This is a genomic window from Bradyrhizobium sp. SZCCHNS3052 (genome assembly GCF_032484495.1).
Lineage (GTDB): Bacteria > Pseudomonadota > Alphaproteobacteria > Rhizobiales > Xanthobacteraceae > Bradyrhizobium.
Map to the genome: position 1 here is coordinate 40133 of NZ_JAUETB010000018.1, position 21709 is coordinate 61841.

General features: G+C 66.3%; 17 protein-coding genes. 8 read left to right on the forward strand and 9 right to left on the reverse strand.

Going from position 1 to position 21709, the window contains the following annotated elements; translation table 11 throughout:
* Positions 1 to 15 precede the first annotated feature (15 nt).
* The gene (locus tag QX073_RS32560) at positions 16 to 408 is read left to right on the forward strand and encodes an MAPEG family protein (RefSeq protein ID WP_316226985.1); all 393 of its coding nucleotides are present in this window, start codon (positions 16 to 18) and stop codon (positions 406 to 408) included.
* A gap of 59 nt (positions 409 to 467) precedes the next feature.
* On the opposite strand, the gene QX073_RS32565 is transcribed toward QX073_RS32560, so the two are convergent.
* Positions 468 to 1655, reverse strand: a complete 1188-nt coding sequence (locus QX073_RS32565) for an ABC transporter substrate-binding protein (RefSeq protein WP_316226986.1) — start codon at positions 1653 to 1655, stop codon at positions 468 to 470.
* A 319-nt stretch (positions 1656 to 1974) separates the two neighbouring features.
* On the opposite strand from QX073_RS32565, the gene QX073_RS32570 reads away from it, so the two are divergent.
* From QX073_RS32570 to QX073_RS32590, 5 genes are all read left to right on the forward strand, one after another.
* Positions 1975 to 3537 (forward strand): AMP-binding protein, encoded by a 1563-nt coding sequence (locus QX073_RS32570; protein ID WP_315717069.1) that lies wholly within the window; start codon positions 1975 to 1977, stop codon positions 3535 to 3537.
* 91 nt (positions 3538 to 3628) lie between these two features.
* The gene (locus tag QX073_RS32575; protein WP_316226987.1) at positions 3629 to 4378 is read left to right on the forward strand and encodes a CBS domain-containing protein; all 750 of its coding nucleotides are present in this window, start codon (positions 3629 to 3631) and stop codon (positions 4376 to 4378) included.
* A gap of 12 nt (positions 4379 to 4390) precedes the next feature.
* Complete coding sequence (locus tag QX073_RS32580) at positions 4391 to 4696, forward strand: cytochrome c (protein WP_316226988.1); 306 nt, start codon at positions 4391 to 4393, stop codon at positions 4694 to 4696.
* A gap of 331 nt (positions 4697 to 5027) precedes the next feature.
* On the forward strand, positions 5028 to 6410 hold the full coding sequence (locus QX073_RS32585; protein ID WP_316165647.1) for a PAS domain S-box protein: 1383 nt from the start codon (positions 5028 to 5030) through the stop codon (positions 6408 to 6410).
* Complete coding sequence (locus tag QX073_RS32590) at positions 6397 to 6759, forward strand: response regulator (protein ID WP_315717065.1); 363 nt, start codon at positions 6397 to 6399, stop codon at positions 6757 to 6759. Before QX073_RS32585 ends, QX073_RS32590 begins: the two co-directional genes overlap by 14 nt.
* Before the next feature lie 227 nt (positions 6760 to 6986).
* Here QX073_RS32590 and QX073_RS32595 read toward each other — a convergent pair whose 3' ends face one another.
* The 4 genes from QX073_RS32595 to QX073_RS32610 all read right to left on the reverse strand — a co-directional run bounded on the left by QX073_RS32595 (position 6987) and on the right by QX073_RS32610 (position 13298).
* Positions 6987 to 8942: an acetyl-CoA carboxylase biotin carboxylase subunit gene (locus tag QX073_RS32595; RefSeq protein WP_316227007.1), complete on the reverse strand. Its 1956-nt coding sequence runs from the start codon at positions 8940 to 8942 to the stop codon at positions 6987 to 6989.
* A gap of 17 nt (positions 8943 to 8959) precedes the next feature.
* On the reverse strand, positions 8960 to 10576 hold the full coding sequence (locus QX073_RS32600; protein WP_316185575.1) for an acyl-CoA carboxylase subunit beta: 1617 nt from the start codon (positions 10574 to 10576) through the stop codon (positions 8960 to 8962).
* Between the two features lie 140 nt (positions 10577 to 10716).
* Complete coding sequence (locus QX073_RS32605) at positions 10717 to 12312, reverse strand: AMP-binding protein (protein WP_316165650.1); 1596 nt, start codon at positions 12310 to 12312, stop codon at positions 10717 to 10719.
* Between the two features lie 119 nt (positions 12313 to 12431).
* Complete coding sequence (locus QX073_RS32610) at positions 12432 to 13298, reverse strand: 3-keto-5-aminohexanoate cleavage protein (RefSeq protein ID WP_316195105.1); 867 nt, start codon at positions 13296 to 13298, stop codon at positions 12432 to 12434.
* 186 nt (positions 13299 to 13484) lie between these two features.
* On the opposite strand from QX073_RS32610, the gene QX073_RS32615 reads away from it, so the two are divergent.
* Positions 13485 to 16067 (forward strand): cation-translocating P-type ATPase, encoded by a 2583-nt coding sequence (locus QX073_RS32615; protein WP_316226989.1) that lies wholly within the window; start codon positions 13485 to 13487, stop codon positions 16065 to 16067.
* On the opposite strand, the gene QX073_RS32620 is transcribed toward QX073_RS32615, so the two are convergent.
* From QX073_RS32620 to QX073_RS32635, 4 genes are all read right to left on the reverse strand, one after another.
* Entirely contained in the window at positions 16037 to 16828 is a 792-nt protein-coding gene (locus QX073_RS32620; protein ID WP_315827916.1) for a helix-turn-helix domain-containing protein, read from the reverse strand. The genes QX073_RS32615 and QX073_RS32620 overlap by 31 nt on opposite strands.
* 177 nt (positions 16829 to 17005) lie before the next feature.
* The gene (locus tag QX073_RS32625; RefSeq protein ID WP_315751149.1) at positions 17006 to 17662 is read right to left on the reverse strand and encodes a glutathione S-transferase family protein; all 657 of its coding nucleotides are present in this window, start codon (positions 17660 to 17662) and stop codon (positions 17006 to 17008) included.
* Positions 17662 to 18831, reverse strand: a complete 1170-nt coding sequence (locus QX073_RS32630; RefSeq protein WP_315717058.1) for an acyl-CoA dehydrogenase family protein — start codon at positions 18829 to 18831, stop codon at positions 17662 to 17664. Before QX073_RS32630 ends, QX073_RS32625 begins: the two co-directional genes overlap by 1 nt.
* Before the next feature lie 214 nt (positions 18832 to 19045).
* A complete protein-coding gene (locus QX073_RS32635) occupies positions 19046 to 20185 on the reverse strand; it encodes an acyl-CoA dehydrogenase family protein (RefSeq protein ID WP_315717057.1) in 1140 nt (379 codons plus the stop codon).
* A gap of 269 nt (positions 20186 to 20454) precedes the next feature.
* Between QX073_RS32635 and QX073_RS32640 the strand changes: the two genes are divergently transcribed.
* The gene (locus QX073_RS32640; protein WP_315717056.1) at positions 20455 to 21687 is read left to right on the forward strand and encodes an ABC transporter substrate-binding protein; all 1233 of its coding nucleotides are present in this window, start codon (positions 20455 to 20457) and stop codon (positions 21685 to 21687) included.
* The last annotated feature ends 22 nt before the right edge of the window (positions 21688 to 21709 follow it).

Sequence of the window (21709 nt, forward strand, 5' to 3'; positions counted from 1 at the left end):
CAGGGGGAACCGCGCATGTATCACTTCACCGCACTCGTCACCGTGCTCGCGCTCATGCTGTATTTCTACATGGGGGTCCGCGTCGCGCAAGCGCGCGCCAGGTTCGGCGTCAAGGCGCCGGCCGTCACCGGCAATCTCGATTTCGAGCGCACTTATCGCGTGCAGGTGAACACGCTGGAATGGATGCCGATCTTCCTGCCGGCGCTGTGGCTGTTCGCGATCTATGTCAGCGACCCGATCGCGGCCCTGATCGGCCTCGTCTGGATCGCGGGCCGCGCGATATACATGGTGTCCTATGCGAAGGCCGCGGAGAAGCGCGGCCCCGGTTTCGGCGTGCAGGCGCTCGCCGCATCCGTACTCCTCGCCGGCGCGCTGATCGCCATCCTGTGGCGGATGCTGCACGGCTGATTGCTGCACCCATCGCCGTCGCCCCGGCTTTCGCCGCGACGACGGCGATAGTGTGACGATCACTTCGTCAGCGGACAGCCGCTCTCCTTGGCGGTGAAGAACGCCTTGTCGCCGGGCACCGTGGCGAGCTGCTTGTAGTAGTCCCACGGCTTCTTCGATTCCGACGGCTTCTTGACCTCGAACAGGTACATGTCGTGGACCATGCGACCGTTGGCGAGCACCTTGCCCTGCGCGAAGGCGTCGTCGACCGGCAGCTCCTTCAGCTTCGCAGCCACCGCGTCGGCGTCCTTGGTTCCGGCGGCCTTCACCGCCTTCAGATAGGACAATGTCGCGGAATAGGTGCCGGCGTGGATCATGCTCGGCATCCGGCCGGTGCGCTTCATGAAGCGCTCGCTGAAGGCGCGGGACTTGTCGTCGCGATCCCAGTAGAAGCCTTCGGTGAGGATCAGGCCCTGCGCCGCCTCCAACCCGAGACCATGCACCTCGGACAGGGTCATCAGCAGGCCGGCGAGCTTCTGCCCGCCCTTGACGATGCCGAACTCGGCCGCCTGCTTGATCGAGTTGGTGGTGTCGAGGCCGGCATTGGCAAGCCCGATGATCTTGGCCTTCGAGCTCTGCGCCTGCAGCAGGAAGGAGGAGAAGTCCGACGAGTTGAGCGGGATGCGCACCGAGCCCAGCACCTTGCCGCCCTTCGACGTCACGATGTCGCTGGTGTCCTTCTCCAGCGCATAGCCGAAGGCGTAGTCGGCGGTCATGAAGAACCAGGTATCGCCGCCGGATTCGACCAGCGCGCCGCCGGTGCCGACCGCGAGCGCGCGGGTGTCATAGGCCCAGTGGAAGCCGTAGGGCGTGCAGGCATCGCCCGATATGCGCGAGGTCGCGGCACCGACGACGATGTCGATCTTCTTCTTCTCCTTCGACAGATCCTGGATCGCCAGCGCGACCGAGGAGGTCGTCAGCTCTGTGATCATGTCGACACCCTCGGTGTCGTACCAGCGCCGCGCGATCGACGAGGCGAGATCGGGCTTGTTCTGATGGTCGGCGGTGACCAGCTCGACCTTCTGCCCCAGCACCTCGCCGCCGAAATCCTCGATCGCCATCTTGGCCGCTTCGACGGAATATTTGCCGCCGTAGTCGGCATAGACGCCGGACTGGTCGTTGAGGATGCCGATCTTGACCTGCGCCGACGCCGGCGCCGCCGCCAGCAGCGCACCGACGGCCGCAAAAGCCAGCAAACCCGATTTCATATGGTCTCTCCCCGCATTTCTTGGTCTTGAGATGTCATTCGTTGGAATGCGCGCTCATGTTATGCCAGAACCCCGGCCACGCCCATCCCTTCCCGCCTCAGTCAATCGGCTGACAGCCATGTTGAGAGACGCAGGCTCCTCCGCTACATTCGCGTCCAAACAACGAGCCGTCCCGCCGGGATGGTGCGCAGGGAAGGAAACCGCCTGGACGCGTGAGGCAGCACCGTCTGCATCGCGTCGCCATGCCGAGGTGCCGCGGCAGGCGCCTCCCGCCTGCGCGCCGCGCCGCGGCGAGCTGCGCGCATCGGCAGGAGGACACATGTACACCGGCAAGCACGCCCGGCTGCGCCCATTGCAGCCCGCCTTCATCATGGCCTCGACCGGCGAGGCGGTGACCTATCGCGAGTTGGAGGCGCGCAGCAACCGGCTGGCGCATCTGTTCCGCCAACGCGGCCTGAAGCGGCTCGACCACTATTCGATCTTCATGGAGAACAACAGCCGCTATCTGGAGGCGTGCGGCGCCGGCGAGCGCTCCGGGCTGTATTTCACCTGCGTGAACTCCTATCTCACGCCTGGCGAGCTGGCCTACATCCTCAATAACAGCCGGTCGCGGCTTCTGATCACCTCCCTCGCCAAGCTCGACGTCGCGCGCGAGGCGCTGAAGGAGGCGCCCGACATCGAGCTCTGCATCGTCGCCGATGGCCGACGGGACGAACTTGGCGAGAGCGAGCGGATCGTCGGCCTCGCCGAGGCCACGGCCGGCCTGCCGGCGACGCCGATCGCCGACGAATGCGTCGGCACCGCGATGCTGTACTCCTCCGGCACCACGGGCCGGCCGAAGGGCATCCTGCGGCCGCTGCCCGAGCAGCCGCCGGTTCAGCAGCTTCCGATCTTCGACTTCCTGGAAAGGCTGTGGCGCTACCGCGAAGGCATGATCTACCTGTCGCCGGCGCCGCTCTATCACTCCGCGCCGCAGGCCGCGGTCAACCTCACCATCCGCGTCGGCGGCACCGCCATCATCATGGAGACGTTCGACCCCGAGCGCTACCTGCAACTGGTCGAGCAATGGGGCATCACGCATACGCAATTGGTGCCGACGATGTTCTCGCGCATGTTGAAACTGCCGGAAGAGATCCGCACGCGCTATGATCTCTCCTCGCTCGAGGTCGCGATCCATGCCGCCGCGCCCTGCCCGGCACAGGTCAAGGAGGACATGATCAGATGGTGGGGGCCGATCATCCACGAATATTACGGCGCCACCGAAGGCCTCGGCTTCACCGCCTGCGACAGCGCGGAATGGCTCGCGCATCGCGGCACCGTCGGCAAGGTGCTGTTCGGCGACCTGCACATTCTCGATGAGACCATGCAGCCGTGCCCGACAGGAACGGCCGGCACGGTGTGGTTCAAGACGGGATCGCCGTTCGAGTACTTCAACGACCCCGAGCGCACCAAGGAGGCCCGTTCGGCCGACGGCAGCATGAGCACCGTGGGCGACGTCGGCTATGTCGATGCCGACGGCTATCTCTATCTCACCGACCGCGCCACCTTCATGATCATCTCCGGCGGCGTGAACATCTATCCGCAGGAATGCGAGAACCTGCTGATCACGCATCCGAAGGTCGCCGATGCCGCCGTGTTCGGCGTGCCCAACCCCGATCTCGGCGAGGAGGTGAAGGCGGTGGTCCAGCCGATGTCGGGCATCATGCCCGGGCCCGAGCTGGAAGAGGAGCTGATCGCGTTCTGCCGGCAGTCGCTGTCGCGGCAGAAGGTGCCGCGCTCGATCGATTTCGAGAAGGAGCTGCCGCGGCTGCCGACCGGCAAGCTCTACAAGCGCCTGCTGCGCGACCGCTATTGGGGCAACAAGACGTCAAGGATCGTATAGGGCGGCACGACCTCGGATTGATCCTGGTCAAGCGCGCGCGGTGCCGCGCAGCTATTCTCCGCCAATTGCGATCGCAGCACGAGACGACGACATGCGCGCTCATCAAATCATGACCAGATCCGTGATCGCGGTGACGCCCGGAACCCCGGTGGCCGAGGCAGCGCGGATCATGCTGCGCAACCACATCGGCGGGCTGCCTGTGGTCGACGCGTCCGGCACGCTCGTCGGCATGGTCACGGACGGTGATTTCCTGCGCCGCGCCGAGCTCGGCACCGAACGCAGGCAAGGCCGCTGGCTCGACCTCCTGGTCGGCCGCGGCCGCATCGGCGCCGACTTCGTCCATTCCCACGGCCGTACGGTTGGCGACATCATGAGCCAGCCTCCGGTCACGGTCAGCGTCGATGCCAGCCTGGCGGAGATCGCCGAGATCATGGAGAAGCGCAACATCAAGCGTCTCCCTGTGATGAGTGGCGACCGGCTGGCCGGCGTGGTGACCCATACGGATTTCCTGCAAACCGTGGCCGACCTCGCCACTGCCGTTCCAGGCCCCACCCCTGACGATGACGGGATCCGCAACGCCATCCTCGATTCACTCGACCAGGCCGCCTGCAAGCATTGCCGCTTCAACGTCGTCGTCCGCAACGGTATCGCGCATCTCACGGGCGCGGTGCGCAGCGAGAAGGAGCGGGCCACGGCGATCGTGGCGGCCAAGAGCGTCCAGAGCGTCAGGAACGTGCGCGACCACATGTGGGTCTATCCGCCGCCAGAGGACGAGTTCGGCGGCGGTGACATCGTCTCGCTGCAGGACCAGCCGTCGACCGACGACGACCAGCCGCTGTGAGGAGAGCCGGGCGTGCGACGTGCCTCCGTACCATCGCTGCTGCTGCCGGTCCTGCTGTCCGCCCCGGCGGCCGCCGAGGATCTCGATCACGGCCGCCAGCTCGCCGAGCGCTGGTGCGCCGCCTGCCACGCCGTGGCCACAGAGCCGACCAAGTTCCGGCGCGCCCGGCCGTTCGTCGCCATCGCGGCCAGGGATGACGTGACGAAGGAGATGCTGGCCAAGTTCCTCCTGCTTCCCCACGCGACGATGGCCAACAATCCGCTCAGTGCGAATGATGCGGCCGACCTGGCAGGCTACATCCTCAGCCTGAGGAAGTAGTTGATGCGACATTCGCCAATGGGTTGAGCCGCCCCCCCGGTCGGCGGCGTCCGGATGCAAGCGGACCCCTGGCGCCGAACGTTCGGCGGCAATTTAGCAGGATCTCCTGGAACAAAACGCCCATGCCTGCGTTCTCCGTGTTCGCCGTCGTGAGCTGGAGCACGTCGCACGGCCCCAAGGGGGTCTGCTGACGGCAAATCGTCCTGTCCTCGTTGCCGGAAAAACCAACAACAAGCAGCGATCGAGATAGCCCTTGCATTTGTACACAAACAAGTTGGTAATCCGGTGCACGGCGTCTTCTCTGCCGACCTGTTAGCAAGGAGCCTGCGACGTGCACGGAATGCCCGGCGCCTCCCCCGCCCCACGCGTAACCGACGACGATACGGCCTATCTGGCGGCGATCGTGGAGTCCTCGGCCGACGCCATTGTCGGCACCACCGCCGACGGCGTCATCCGCAGTTGGAACGCGGCCAGCGAACGGATGCTGGGGTTCACCGCGGCTGAAATGATCGGCAGATCCGTCTCCGAGATCATCCCCCCCGAGCTGGCGGAAGAAGCGAGCGCCTTGCGCGCCAGGGTCAACGCGGGCGAAGCGATCGAGAGCTTCGAGACCGTCCGGCTGACCAAGCAGGGACGCCCGATCGAGGTCTCCATCACGTTTTCGCCGATCCGCAGCAGCACCGGCGTGATTGTCGGCATCTCCAAAGTCATCCGCGATGTCACGCTGTCGAAGAAGACCGAGCGTGCGGCGGCGATGCTCGCGGCCATCGTCGCCTCGTCCTCGGACGGCGTCGTCAGCAAGACGCTGGACGGCACGATCACCAGCTGGAACAAGAGCGCCGAACGCATCTTCGGCTTCTCGGAAGGCGAGATGATCAACCGCTCGATCCGCACGATCATCCCGCAGGAGCGCCAGGCCGAGGAGGACCGGATCCTCGCCACCGTCCTATCCGGCGCGATCATCGACAATTTCGAGACCATCCGCCTGCGCAAGGATGGGGCGCTCATCGACGTGTCGGTGACGGTATCGCCGGTCCGGGACTCCAGCGGCCGCATCATCGGCGCCTCCAAGATCGTGCGTGACATCACCGACAAGCGCCAGACAAGGGAGCAGTTGCGCACCTTGCTGGCCGAGGTGAACCACCGCAGCAAAAACCTGCTGTCGCTGGTGCAGGCGATCGCCCGGCAGATGACCCGTCACGGCCGCCAGCTCGACCTCAACCGCTTTCTGGAGCGCCTGCAGGCGATCGCGAGCAATCAGGATCTCCTGATCCAGAACGATTGGCGTTTCATTCCACTCGGCGGCCTGGTCCGCTCGCAGCTCGGGGCGTTCAGCGACTTGATCGGCGACCGCATCGCGATCGACGGGCCGCCGATCGAGCTGACGCCGGAGGCCGCGCAGTCGATCGGCATGGCAGTCCACGAGCTCGCCACCAACGCCGCCAAATATGGCGCACTGTCGAACGACGAGGGACGGATCGCGGTCCGCTGGACGCGCATCGACGACAGCTTCGACATGACGTGGGTCGAAAGCGGCGGACCTGAGGTCGCGCCGCCGGAGCACACCGGCTTCGGCAGCCGGGTGATTTCCGATCTGGTACGCGCCGGCCTGGATGGAACGGTCGAGGTCGAGTTCCTGCCGACCGGACTACGCTGGCACCTGAGGTGCCCCCTGCAACGCCTCTGCCGCGACCGTCATCATGCGCGACAGTGAGAAGACTCATCTCCTGATCGTCGAGGACGATCCCATGATCGGCTTCGACCTCGCGGTCGAGCTCGAAGCCGCCGGATTCACGGTCGTCGGCGTGGCGGCGACCGTGCACAAAGCCCTCCATCTGCTGGAGCGGAATCACTGCGATCTCGCCGTGCTCGACGTCAATCTCGGGCAGGAAACATCGGCGCCGATCGCGCGCGCTTTGGTCGCGGCCGGCGTGCCCTTCGTCGCCGTCACCGGCTATTCCGTCGATCAATGCCCGGAAGAATTCGCCACGGCACCGCTGCTGTCGAAGCCGTTCCAGACGTCGCGGCTGGTAGCCGCACTGAAGCGGCAATTGCATCAGTGAAGTCTGTTGCAGCGGGAGACGAGCTTCCGCGTGACGTGGCTGCAGCGGTTGCATCTTCGAGACAAGCCGACCTCTCCCCGCAACTGCCAGCGCAATCGCTTGTGGCGGTCTCCGTCTTTCGACCGTCTGTTTCCACGTCGTCATGGCCGGGCTTGTCCCGGCCATCCACATCGACGTCGCGCCCTGAAAGGACGCACGCAGGCAACTCACGCCCACCTGCCCGACGGTCAGGCCGCAATCTCCGCCACGATCCGCCCCGTCGTCACCTGGTCGCCCTCGGCGACCTCGATCGCGGTCACCGTTCCGGCGATGCCGGCGGTGTGGACGTGCTCCATCTTCATCGCCTCGAGCGTCACCACCGGCTGTCCCACAGCCACGCTGTCGCCCGGCTTCACCAGCACCGCGACCACACGACCATTCAACGCCGCGCGAACCCTGCCATCACCGCCGCCAGCGGCTGAGGATTGCGGCCTCGCCAACGTCACGTCGCGCAGCGCCAGCGTCTGGTCGCGATGCTGGACGAACAGCCGATCGTTGTCGCGGACGAAGCGCGCGCTCTCGACGATCTCGGCGTGACGAACGCGGATCGCATCATCCGTGAGCGACACGATCTCGAAGCGATGCTCTGCATCGCCACGCGTCACGCGATAGATTCCGTCACGCTCGCGCAGCAGCTCGCACTCGGCCACCTCACCGGCGATCTCAAACCGGAGCGGCGTCGCGAAGGCTGCCGCGAGCGAGCGGCCGCGGCGGACGGGATGCGCGAGCGGATGGCTGACGGAGAGCAGCAACGCACCCAGCGCGAGGTCTGCCGCTTCGACCGCCGGCGCACGCAGCTCGTCACGATGCGCCGCGATGAATGCGGTGGTCGCCTTGCCCGCGGAGAAGGCCGGATGCCGCAGGCAGGACATGAGGAAGGCCCGGTTGGTCGGGACGCCCAAGGCAATGGCCTGCTCCAATCCGGCGATCAGTCTTGCGCGCGCCTCCTCACGAGTCGCAGCATGGCTGATCAGCTTGGCGATCATCGAATCGTAATGGGGCGGGATCTCCGCGCCGGACTCCAGCGCATGCTCGACCCGGATCGTCCCGGGCATCTGCCACAGCGTCATCCGCCCGGACTGCGGCATGAAGTCGTGCGCCGCATCCTCGGAGCACAGTCGCACCTCGATCGCGTGACCCGAGAAGCTGATCTGCTCCTGGCGCAACGGCAGGGGCTCGCCCGCGGCGATGCGCAATTGCCATTCGACGAGATCGAGTCCCGTCAGTGCCTCTGTCACGGGATGCTCGACCTGCAGCCGCGTGTTCATCTCCATGAAGTAGAATTGGCCGTCGCCGTCGAGCAGGAATTCCAGGGTGCCGGCGCCCTCATATCCGAGCGCCTTCACCGCCTGCACCGCCACGGCGCCCATGCGCACGCGCAGCTCCGGCCCGACCGCGGGCGACGGCGCCTCCTCGATCAGCTTCTGGTGCCGGCGCTGCACCGAACAGTCGCGCTCGCCGAGATGGATGGCATTGCCGTGCCGATCGCCGAACACCTGGATCTCGATGTGGCGCGGATTGGCGATCGCCTTCTCCAGGATGACGGTGCCGTCACCGAACGCGGCGGCCGCTTCGGAGCGCGCACTGCGCAGCAAATCGGGGAACGCGCCGGCGTCTGTCACGAGCCGCATGCCGCGGCCGCCGCCACCGGCGACGGCCTTGATCATTACCGGGAAACCAATGCGGCGCGCCTCGCGCAGCATCGCGTCGTCGCCCTGGTCCTCCCCCTGATAGCCGGGTACGCAGGGCACACCGGCGCAACTCATGATCACCTTGGCGCCGGCCTTGTTGCCCATCGCCTTGATCGCCTCGGGCGATGGCCCGATGAACACCAGACCGGCCTCCTTGCACGCTTGCGCAAAATCCTCGTTCTCGGCGAGGAAGCCATAACCGGGATGCACGGCATCCGCGCCCGTCGCCTTTGCGGCGGCAATGATCGCTGCGATGTTGAGATAGGACTGTGCCGGCGGCGGCGCGCCGATGCGGACCGCCTGATCGGCGAGCCGGACATGCGGCGCCTCAAAATCTGCATCGGAATAGACTGCGACCACACCGTAGCCGAGCCGGCGCGCGGTGCGCATGACCCGCAAGCCGATCTCACCGCGGTTGGCGATCAGCACCTTGTGGAACGGCCTGCGTTGCATTCCCGTCATCTCTCCGCTCATGGCCTGGACACCGAGAACTGCATGCGCTGCGGCTGCCGCGCTTCCGCCTCGCGGCAGATCGCCAGCACCTCCGACAGCACCGCGCGGGTGTCGCGCGGATCGATCACGCCGTCGTCGAGCACGCGCGCCGAAGTCGCAAACACGTCCATCTGGCTGTCGAACACGCCGATGATCTGCGCCTTCATGGCGTCGAGCTTCTCGCGTTCCACCGGCTTGCCGCGGCGCGCTGCGGCCGCTTCGGTCACGATCGCCATCGTCTCCGCCGCCTGCTCACCACCCATCACGGCGGTCTTGGCGTTGGGCCAGGAGAAGCAGAAGCGCGGGTGGAAGCCGCGGCCGCACATGCCGTAATTGCCCGCCCCGAACGAGGCCCCGCAATAGATCGTGATCTGCGGCACGGTCGCCGACGTCACCGCCTGGATCATCTTGGAGCCGTGTTTGATCATGCCGGCCTCCTCATAGGCGCGGCCGACCATGTAGCCGGTGGTGTTGTTGAGATACAGGATCGGTGTGCGCGTCTGGCAGCAGGCCTGGATGAAGTGCGTCGCCTTGTTGGCGCCCGCCGGATCGAGCGGGCCATTGTTGGTGACGATGCCGATCGCCTGGCCCTCGATGCGGGCATGGCCGCACACCGTCGCAGGCCCGTAGTTCGGCGCCATCTCGACGAAGTCACTGTCGTCGACGATGCGCGCAATGACCTGGCGCATGTCGACGGGGCGCTTGTGGTCGAGCGGCATGATGCCGAGCAGCTCCTCCTGATCGTAGCGCGGCGGCTGTACCGGCGACGACTCCTGCGATGGCCGGTCCCAGTTGAGCTTGCCCATGATTTCGCGCGCGATGCGCAGCGCGTCGCGATCGTCCTCGGCGAGATAGTCGCCGAGCCCGGAGATCGAGGTGTGCATCTCGGCGCCGCCGAGCTCCTCCTCGGTGGCGATCTCGCCGGTCGCGGCCCTCAACAGCGGCGGCCCGGCGAGGAAGGCACGGGTGCGTCCGCGCACCATCACGATGTAGTCGGACAATCCGGTCTGATAGGCGCCGCCCGCGGTCGACGAACCATGCGTCACGGTGACGACCGGAAGGCCCGCCGCCGAGAGCCGCGCCAGATTGCGAAAGATGTTGCCGCCGCGGACGAAATCCTCGACGCGGTAGCGCAGCAGGTTGGCACCGGCACTCTCGACCAGTTGCACGTAGGGCAGCTTGTTCTCCAGCGCCAGCTCCTGCACGCGCAGGGTCTTGTCGAGGCCGTAAGGCTGCAGCGCGCCAGCATCGATGCCGGCGTCGTTCGCCGAGACCATGCAGCGCACGCCGGACACGAAGCCGATGCCGGCGACGACGCCGCCGCCCGGCACACTCTTGGCCGGGTCCGGCGTATCGAACATGTAGCCGGCAAGCGTCGATAGCTCCAGGAACGGCGCGCCGGGATCGAGCACCAAGGCGACGCGCTCGCGCGGCAACAACTGGCCGCGCTGATGGAAGCGCTCCTTTGCCGCCGCCGAGGCATTGCGCGTGCGCGCCTCGAGATCGCGCATCCGCGCGATCAGGTCGAGCATGCCGTCACGGTTGGCTTGGAAGGCCGCGCCGGCGGGAGAGATGGTGTTGTCGATCACTGCCACGAACGAGGTTCTCTCTTTTGGCCGTCATTCCGGGGCGCGCGGAGCGCGAGCCCGGAATCCATACTCCCGATGGTGGTTATGGATTCCGGGCCTGGCCCTTCGGGCCATCCCGGAATGACGGCGGAAGTCGTTGATACGGCTCACGCGCTCTTCGCGAAATGCTCGCCATAGGCCTGGCGCAGCTCGACCTTGCGCAGCTTGCCGGTGGCCGTCATCGGCATCTCCTCGAGCACCCGCACCAGCTTCGGCACCTGGAAGCCGCCAAGCGACTTGCGGCAGTGCTCGAGCAGCTCGGTCTCGCTGGCCCGCGCGCCGGGCTTGAGCTTGACGAAGGCCGAGACGGCCTCGCCCCATTGCGGATGCGGCAGGCCGACGACGGCGGCATTCTGCACCGCCGGATGCGCCAGCAGGGTCTCCTCGATCTTGACCGAGGCGACGTTCTCACCGCCGGACTTGATCATGTCCTTCTTGCGATCGAGGAACAGCACCTCGCCCTTGTCGATGACCGCGAGGTCGCCCGTGTGGTGCCAGCCGAACTTGCGGGCGTCCTCGGTCGATTTCGGATCCTTGTAGTAGCCCAACATCACGTTGGGCCCGCGATGCACCAGCTCGCCGATCTCGCCGGGCGGCAGCAGATTTCCGGCATCGTCCATGATGGCGGTCTCGTTGACGAACAGCGACTCGCCCCAGTAGTTGCCGAAGCGGTCGAGCTGGACCTCGGGCCGCGACATCGTCGTCGCCGGATACATCTCGGTCTGACCGCTCGTCAGCGCGAAGTTCGGACACAGCTCCTTGATCGCGCGCTCCAGCAGCGGCCGGCCCATCGGCGCCATGGTGTAGAGGCAGGTGCGCAGATGCGAAAGATCGAACTCCTTCCGCCGCGGATGATCGAGGATGGCTTGGTACATCAGCGGCAGACCGACGAACACGGTCAGCCGATCGCGTACGATCGCCTCCATGCAGGCGACCGGGTCGAAGCCGCGCATCAGCGCCATGCGGCCGCCGACCGAGAGATAGCTGAGCAGCAGCACGTGACCGGCACAGTGGAACAGCGGGAACTGCCCGGTGATGCCGTCGTCGCGCGAGAGCTGCATCTCGATGCAGTTGCTCATGACGGCCATCACCACGGCAAGGTGACAGTGCATCGCGCCCTTCGGCCGCGACGTCGTGCCCGACGTGTAGATGATCATCGCGAGATCGCGATCGTTGATCTCGATCTCGGGCTCGACGTCCGAATGCCCCTGGATGAGGTCGGTGAAGCTGGCGAGCCCCGCGGTCCTCGCCGTGCCGGTGAGATCGACGGCGACCAGCTCGACGCCGCGCTGTTCCAGCGCCGCCCGCCGCTCCGGCTGCGCAAACAGATTGTCATCGACGAGCGCGAAGCGCACCTCGGCATGGCCGAGGATGTAATCCATGTCGGCGGGCCCGAGCATCGTATTGATCGGCACCCAGACGAGACCGGCGCGATGGATGCCGAACAGCGCTTTGACGAACTCGATCGAGTTGTTGCAGACGGTCGAGATCTTCTCGCCCGGCTTCAGCCCCTTGGCGACGAGATGGTTCGCAAACCGATTGGCATCGCGCTCGAGCTCGGTGAACGTCACCTGACGGGCGCCATCGGTGATCGCCACCCGCTCGGGAAAGCGGCGCGCCGCGCGCTTCAGGAGGTCGCCGATCGCAACCCGGCCGATGCGGCCGGGACCGGACACGCCGCCGGTGGCGTCGAGATTGGTCATTGGTCTGTTCCCTCCCCATTCACGTCATTGCGAGGAGCCGAAGGCGACGAAGCAATCCAGGGCGTCATGCAGAACTCTGGATTGCGTCGCTGCGCTCGCAATGACGGCGTCTGCCTGCGTCAGTTCACCGTGCCGAACATCTGCCGCGCCTCGTCCGGGCTTGCGATCTCGCGGCCGGCGCGCCGCGCGCACGCCGCGATGGCCTCGATCAGCTGGCCGTTCGAGGTCACCTTGGTGCCGTCGGCGAGATAGAACGTGTCTTCCAGCCCGGTGCGGAGATGGCCGCCGAGCTCGGCGCAGCGCTGGTGCAGCGGCCAGATCTCCGCCCGGCCAATCGCCGTGACTTGCCAGTGCGCTTCCTGCAGCTTCAGCTTGAGCAGGATCGGCAGCAGCTCGGGATCGGCCGGCATGCCGGAGGCGACGCCCATCACGAAGTTGTATTCGAGCGGGCCGTCATACATGCCGGCCTGGCGATACATGCCGACGCAGCGGACGATGCCGACATCGAAGCATTCGAATTCCGGGATCGTGTGCGCGTCCTTCATCGCGGCGAGATAGTCCTGGATCTTCTCGACCGAGTTGTCGAACATCATCGGCGGCCAGGCCCAATTGTTGTCGGCCTTGACCTTCAGATAGTTCAGCGAGCCGGCATTGCAGGCCGCGATCTCCGGCCGGGTCTGCCGGATGCAGTCGAGCGCGCCTTGATAGTTCGGTCCGGACACGCCCGAGGTGTGATTGATGATCACGCCGGGACAGGCCTCCCGGATCGCCTGCTGAATCTCGCGGGAGACGTCGACGTCCCAGGACGGCAGATGCCCCTTGCCCGGCGCCTGCTGGCGCAGATGAATGTGCATGATCGCAGCACCAGCGTCATAGGCGCGCCGCGCCTCGCGCGCCATCTCCTCGGGCGTGACCGGCACATGATGCTGCCTGGGATCGGTGAGCACGCCGTTCAGCGCGCAGGTGATGACGGCTTTGTCGCTCATGGCACTCGTTCGATGGGCTGCGCGCAGGCGGCGCTGTGCTGACAGGGTCCGTATATGACGGCCGCACGCCGGGATCTGCTTGCGTTGACTCGCTGGTGACATGCGGCGCAACCGGATATTGCTTTGCATCAAGTCCGCGGCCGGAAACGGCGCTAAGCGGTTCCTGCTTCTCCTCACGGGCGTGCAATGTCGATCGACCCACAACCTGCGCCGATGTTTCCCAATGGCTTGAGCGCGGCGGAGGCAGCGCGCCGGCTGCGGACGGAAGGCTTCAACGAGCTGCCGCAACCGGGCTCGCGCTCGATCCTGCGCCTCGTCGCCGACGTTCTGAAGGAACCGATGCTTCTCCTGCTGCTGGGCGGCGCCGGCATCTATCTCGCGCTGGGCGACGCGGCGGAAGCGATGCTGCTCGGCGTGTTCGCCTCGGCCTCCGTCTTCATCACCATCGTGCAGGAGGCGCGGACCGAGCGCGTGCTGGAATCGCTGCGCGACCTGTCAAGCCCGCGCGCCCTGGTGATCCGCGACGGCGAGCGCATCCGCATCGCCGGCCGCGAGGTGGTGCGCGGCGATCTCATCGTGCTGGCGGAAGGTGATCGCGTCGCAGCCGATGCGGTGCTGCGGCAATGCGACGATCTGCTGACAGATGAATCGTTGCTGACAGGCGAATCCGTGCCGGTGCGCAAGCGGCCGGCCGCCGGCGAAGCGATGGACGCGGCAACCGTGGCCGGCGGCGACGACCAGCCCTTCGTGTTCTCCGGCAGCCTGGTGGTGCGCGGCGGCGGCATTGCCGAGGTGATGGCGACCGGGCCGCACACGGCGATCGGCAGGATCGGCCAGTCGGTGACCGCCCTGGAGACCGAGACGCCGCGGTTGCGGCAGCAGACCCGGCGCCTGGTGCTGGCGTTCGCGATCGCCGGCGCCATCGTGGTTGCGGTCACGGTCGTGCTCTATGCGGTGTACCGCGGCGGCTGGCTGGAGGGAATCCTCGCCGGCATCGCGCTGGGCATGTCGATGCTCCCGGAGGAATTCCCGGTGGTGCTGACGGTGTTTCTGGCGATGGGCGCCTGGCGCATCTCGCAGGCGCGGGTGCTGACGCGGCGCGCTTCGGCGATCGAATCGCTCGGCGCCGCCACCGTGCTGTGCTCCGACAAGACCGGCACGCTGACGCAGAACCGCATGATGGTGGCCAGGCTGGTGCTGCCGGACGGCGGCGCGCTGCAGCCTGCGACGGCGACGCCGGACGCCATCGCACCGCCCTTCCGCGATCTCGTCGCCACCGCCGTGCTCGCCTGCGACCCGCAGTCGCATGATCCGATGGAGCAGGCGCTGCACGCGCTCGGCGCCGACGCCACCGCGGGCGCCACGTTGCAGCGGCGCTACGGTCTGCGCCCCGACCTGCTGGCGATGACCAACGTCTGGTCGCGCGACGGCGCCGGCGTCGCTGCGGCCAAGGGCGCGCCGGAAGCGATCGCATCGCTCTGCGGCGTCGATGGCGGCGAGCTGGCGGCGCTGCAGGCGCGCGTCGAGACGCTCGCCGCCGAGGGCCTGCGCGTGCTCGGCGTCGCCCAGGCGAGCTGGAGCGGCGAGGCGCTCCCCGACACACAGCAGGACTTCGCGTTCTCGTTCCGCGGTCTCGTCGGCTTCGCCGACCCGCTGCGTCCGGAGGTGAAGGATGCCGTCGCCGAGTGCCGCTCCGCCGGCGTCCGCGTCATCATGATCACCGGCGACTATCCCGCGACGGCCACCGCCATTGCGCGGCAGGCCGGGATCGATCCCGAGCGCGTCATCGCGGGCCCCGAGCTTGCCGATCTCGACGACGACGCCCTGGCGCTTGCGGCGCGCGCGCCGACGGCGTTCGCGCGCATCATGCCGGAGCAGAAGCTGCGCATCGTCACCGCGCTCAAGGCCTGTGGCGAGATCGTCGCGATGACCGGCGACGGCGTCAACGACGCGCCGTCGCTCAAGGCCGCGCATATCGGCATCGCGATGGGCGGCCGCGGCACCGACGTCGCGCGCGAGGCCTCGGCGATCGTGCTGCTCGACGATGATTTCGGCTCGATCGTCAAGGCGATCCGGCTCGGCCGGCGCATCTACGACAATCTGCGCAAGGCGATGAGCTTCATCCTCGCCGTGCACTTTCCCATCGCCGGGCTGGCGCTGCTGCCGCTCGTCACGGGCCTGCCGCTGCTGCTCGGACCCGTGCACATCGCCTTTCTCGAAATGATCATCGATCCCGTCTGTTCGCTGGTGTTCGAGGCCGAGACCGAGGAAAGCGACATCATGCGGCGGCCGCCGCGCGATCCGCAGGAGCCATTGCTGCCGCGGCCGCTGGTGCTGTGGGGGGCGCTGCAGGGCATCCTGGCGATGCTCACCACGGGCGGCGTCCTGCTGCTGGCACACCGCAACGGCATGCCGGACGACGAGCTCCGCGCGCTGGTGTTCTTCACCCTGGTGTCGGTGATCGTCAGCCTGATCTTCGTCAACCGCTCGTTCTCGAGCTCGCTGCGCGAGGCGCTGCTGCGGCCGAACCGCATGCTGCTGCTGGTGATCGGCTTCGTCGTCGCCGTGCTCGCGACCAGCCTGACGCTGCCCGCCGCCGCGGCGCTGTTCCGGTTCGGACCGCTGCACGCCGACGATCTCGCCCTGACCGCGACAGCCGCGCTGACCACGCTGATCCTGCTCGAACTGTCGAAGTTTCCGCTGCGCGCCGCGCTCGCGCGGCACGCAGCCAGGAAAGGTCAGGTCAAGGCGACCTCGCCGGCGCGGTAGATCGCGAGATCGCGCGAGCCGGAGAAGATCGCGCGCGGCTTCAGCCCGTAGAAGCGGCGGATCGAGTGGCTGAAATGCGTGGAATCCGGATAACCGATGTCCTGCGCGAGATGCGCCAGGTTGAGGTCCTGGTTGGCGTAGTTGAGCAGATGCCGCGCGCGCTTCCAGGCGCGGAACGAGCGGAAGGAGATGTCGGTCTCCTCCTTGAACAGATGCAGGAAGCGCGACGTCGAGAGCCCGACGGCGGCGGCGCAGCTCTCGGCCGTGGCCGGCTCGCCGGAGAAGCGGCTGATCAGGCCGATCGCCTTGACCACGCGGGGATCGAGCGTCCGCTGCGGCAGCACCTCGCCGAAGCACAGCCGGTCGAACACGGCGCTGGTGACGTCGCCGCTCAGCGGCCGCTGCACCAGCTCCTCATAGGCGGCGCGGATGCGGCCAGCATAGGCCTCCGCCTCGCGGGTGACCTTGCTCGCGAAGCGATCCAAGGTGCCGATCGGCACGCTCTCCGGCTCGATCGTTACGACGATGACGGTCCGATAGTCACTCTCGATCGTGTGCGGCCTGTTGGGCGGCACGACCAGCAGCTCGCCGCGACGCTCCTCGCCGCCATCGGGAATCAGCCGCAGGCTGCCGGTGAGCGCGACGTAGATATGGCACGCGCCCGAGCAGCGCTGGCGCGGACGGCCGAGCAGCCCGGCGTAGAAGACGCGCTCGGGCGTGATCAGCATGAGATGGCCGGAGTCCCGGCGGGTCACATCCATGGTCTTCCTCCTGAGGCGCGGCTCTGTCGGCCGCTTCTTTGGAGAAGAACCATAGCGCAATTCGCGCCCCTGTCATCGGCGACGATTGCCGATTTTTGTCGCGGTTAACTCACCGATCCGAGATGATCGTCATTCCGGGGCGCGCGTGAGCATCGCCCCGGAATGACGTGCCTAAAGCTACGGCCTTACCCGCGGCTCGATGCCCTGCTCCACGCCCGCGCGCTGCTCGGCGGCGCGTGCCCTCTGATAGCCCTCGCGCTGCTGCAATCGCACCCAATAGGCAGCCACATTCGGCCCAAAATCCTTGGCGAGCCCAAGCGTGTCTGCGAGACGCAATGCATAGCCGATCACGATGTCGGCCGCGGTGAAACGACCCCCGCACAAGAACTCGGCATTCGCGGTCGCTGCCTCCACGGCGCGCAGCCGTCCCAGGAACCACTTGGCATAATCCGTGGCGACCTGCGGCGAGCGACGCTCCTCCGGCTCGAGCTGAGTGTATCGCAATACCAGCGTCTGCGGGAACGTCAGCGTGGCGTCGGAGAAATACATCCAGTTCAGGAACGCGCCGTAGTCCTTTTCCTCAGGCCCGACCATCAGCGGCGTCGGGCCGTGCTTGATGCCGAGATAATGGCAGATGCCCGAGGACTCCGTCATCTTCGTCTCGCCGTCGATCATGAACGGGATCGTGCCGAGCGGATTGATCGCCAGATACTCCTTCGCCAGCACCCGCGGCGGGAACGGCAGCATCTTCAACTCGTAGTTAAGTCGAAGCTCTTCCAGCATCCACAACGGGCGAAACGAGCGGGCGCCGTCGCAATGATACAGCGTGATCATCAGGCGCTCCCAGCTTTGCCGGTGCCGGGCAAAGTCCCCATCATCTTGCACAGGATGGTCAACATGACCTCGTCGGCGCCGCCGCCGATCGAGCTCAGGCGCGAATCGCGATAGGCGCGGCTGACCGGGGTCTCGTTCATGAAGCCCATGCCGCCCCAATATTGCAGGCAGGCGTCGGTGAGCTCGCGGCCGAGCCGGCCGGTCTTGAGCTTCACCATGGTCGCGAGCCGCGTCACGTCCTCGCCGGCGATCAGCGCCTCCGCAGCCTGGTAGGTCAGCGCGCGCAGCAGCTCGACCTCGGTCTGCATTTCCGCGAGCTTGAAATGGACGACCTGGTTGTCGAGGATCGAGCGACCGAAGGCCTTGCGGTTGCGCGTGTACTCGATGGTCGCGTTGATGATGGACTCATGCGCCTTCAGGCAGGCGGCGCCCGCCCACAGTCGCTCCTCCTGGAACTGCATCATCTGATAGGTAAAACCCTGCCCCTCCTCGCCGATGCGGTTGCGCTTGGGCACCCGGACGTTGTCGAAGAAGATCTGCGCGGTATCCGACGAGCGCATGCCCATCTTGTCGAGCTTGCGCGCGACCTGCACGCCCTTGCTCTTCATCGGCACGCAGATCAGCGACTTGTTGCGATGGACAGGTCCGTCGCTGGTGTTGGCGAGCAGGCAGATGAAATCGGCCTGGGTGCCGTTGGTGATCCACATCTTGCCGCCATTGATGACGTAGTCGTCGCCATCGCCGCGCGCCTGGGTCTTGATCGAGGCGACATCGGAGCCCGCGCCGGGCTCGGAGACGCCGATGCAGGCGACGTAGTCGCCGGAGATCGCGGGCGCCAGGAACTCCTTGCGCACCTCGTCGGAGCCGAACCGCGCCAGCGCCGGCGTCGCCATGTCGGTCTGCACGCCGATCGCCATCGGGATCGCGCCGCAATTGATGGCGCCGAGCTCTTCCGCCATCATCAGCGCGTAGGAATAGTCCAGCCCCTGGCCGCCGAACTCGACCGGCTTGTTGAGGCCGAGAAAGCCGAGGTCACCGAGCTTCTTGAACAGCTCATGCGCAGGGAAGATGCCGGCTTCCTCCCATTCGTCGACGTGAGGATTGATCTCGGCGGCGATGAACTTCTGCAGGATGCGGCGCGGTTCGTCGTGGTCGGCGGAGAAGAGCATGTTTCATTCCCTGTCATTCCGGAGCGATCGCGAGCGACCGAACCGGGAATCTCGATATGGTCTCATTTGACTGAGTCACGCTCGTCATTCCGGGGCAAGGCCGCAGGCCTTGAACCCGGAATCCAGAGATTGCTTTGCGTTCGTTGCAACAACCTCGAGATTCCGGGTTCAGCCCTGCGGGCTGCCCCGGAATGACGCGCGCGGGAGGCACGCGTCACAATCCCATCTGCCGGCTCGCCAGGTCCTTCATGATCTCCTCGGTGCCGCCGCCGATGGCGTTGACCTTGACCTCGCGATAGATCCGTTCCACGCGGACACCCCGCATGAAACCGGCGCCGCCGAAGATCTGCACGGCTTCGGAGGCGCAGTAGGCCATCGTCTGCGTCGCCTGGTTCTTCATCATGCAGATCTCGGCGACCGGATTGTCACCCTGTTCGAGCCGCCACGCCAGCATTTCCAGCATCGCCTGCGATGCCGCCACGCGCTGCGCCATGTCGACCAGCTTGTGGCGGATGACCTGGTGCTGCGCGAGCGGCTTGCCGAAGGTTTGGCGCTCCTTGGCGTAGGCAATCGCATCGTCGAGGCAGACACGGGCGTAGGCCGTGCAGCTCGCCGCCATGCCCATCCGCTCGCTGTTGAAATTGTGCATGATCAGCTTGAAGCCCTGCCCCTCCTCTCCGATCAGGTTCTCGACGGGCACGCGGCAGCCGTCGAAATGCAGGGTCGCGGTGTCCGACGCCCACCAGCCCATCTTGTCGAGCTTGGTGCGCGTCAGCCCCGGCGTGTCGCCCGGCACGAGCAGCAGACTGACGCCAGCCGGCCCCGGTCCGCCGGTGCGCACCGCGACCGTGATGTAGTCGGCCCGCATCCCGGAGGTGATGAATGTCTTCTCGCCGCTGACGACATAGTGATCGCCGTCGCGGACGGCCCGGGTCCTGAGATTGGCAACGTCTGAGCCACCGCTCGGCTCGGTGATCGCCAGCGCCGAGATCTTGCGCCCAGCCAGAATCTCCGGCAGCACGCGCGCCCTCACCTGCGGCTGCGCGGCGCGCGCGATCGGCGGCGCGCCGATCGTATGGCTCATCAGGCTGGCGCTGATGCCTCCGGCACCCGCACGCGCCAGTTCCTGCGACGACACGATCTTCATGAACTGGTCGGCCGGCACGCCGCCGAATTCCTCCGGGAAGCCGAGCCCAAGCAGGCCGATCTCCGCCGCCTTCAGATATAGCGCGCGCGGAAATTCTCCGGCCTCGTCCCACGCGCTCGCGAACGGCGCGATCTCCTTGTCGACGAAGCGCTTGATGACGTCGCGGAAGGCCTCGTGCTCGGCCGTGTAGAACGGGCTTTTCGTCATGGCGGTGCCGGGAGCATCCTGCTTCGTGCGCTTCCGAAGATGCGCCGGAAACGCCCGCATCAACTTGCGTGGAGTGGCTGACCGGCAAAATCACCTGCGGCGCGCCCGGTCGGCCCGGCCGGCCTCCCGGGGCCAGCGCCTGGACGCAAGACAGTGCATTGCACACATCTGCCCACTCGTTGCCGTGAGCGGCCTTCCATGGTCGCCATCGCCGCAAGCCAAGAACAAGAACAAGAATCACGAAAATTCAACCAGAGGAAGCCCAGGGAATGTTGCCGATGACGACCAGGACACTGCTCTCATTCGCGGCCGCGGCCGCCTTTTCCGTACTGGCGAGCCAGAGCGCGCTTGCGCAAAAGAAATACGACACCGGCGCCACCGACACCGAGATCAGGATCGGCAACGTCGAGGCCTATAGCGGCCCGGCCTCGGCCTACGGCATCATCGGCAAGACCGAGGAGGCCTATTTCAAGATGATCAACGATCAGGGCGGCATCAACGGCCGCCGGATCAACTTCATTTCCTATGACGACGGCTACAGCCCGCCGAAGACGGTCGAGCAGGTGCGCAAGCTGATCGAGAGCGACGAGGTGTTCCTGGTGTTCAACGCGCTGGGCACGCCGACCCAGACCGCCGTGCAGAAATATCACAACGCCAAGAAGGTGCCGCAGCTGTTCCTCGCCACCGGCGCCAGCAAATGGAACGACCCGAAGGAATTCCCCTGGACCATGGGCTTCCAGCCGAGCTACCGCGTCGAGGCGCGGATCTTCGCCAAGTACATCCTCAAGGAGAAGCCGAACGCGAAGATCGCGATCTTCTATGCCAATGACGATTTCGGCAAGGACTACGTCCTCGGCATCAAGGAGGTGCTCGGCGACAAGGCCAAGACCATGATCGTCGCCGAGGAGAGCTACGAGACCACCGAGCCGTCGATCGACTCCCACATCGTCAAGCTCAAGGGCACCGGCGCCGACGTGTTCGTCAACATCTCGACGCCGAAATTCGCGGCGCAGGCGATCAAGAAGATCGCCGAATTGGAATGGAAGCCGATGCATCTGATGACCGACGTCTCGATCTCGATCGGCGCGGTGATGAAGCCGGCCGGCCTCGAGGCGTCCGAGGGCGTGCTGTCCGCCGGCTATCTCAAGGATCCGTCGGACCCCCAGTGGAAGGACGACGAGGGCATGAAGAAGTTCATGGCCTTCATCGACAAGTACATGCCGGGCGCCAACATCTCCGACGCCAACCTCGCCTATGGCTATGCCGCGGCCCAGACCATGGTGCAGACCCTGAAACAGTGCGGCGACACTCTCACCCGCGACAACGTCATGAAGCAGGCCGCCAGCCTCAAGGACTTCGCGCCGGATACCCTGATCCCGGGCATCAAGGTCAACACCGGCCCCAACGACTTCGCCCCGATCGAGCAGCTCAAGATGATGCAGTTCAAGGGCGGCAAATGGGACCTGTTCGGCGACATCATCAGCGCGGACGTCGGGGGATAGCAGCGTCGCTGCGGCGCCTCAC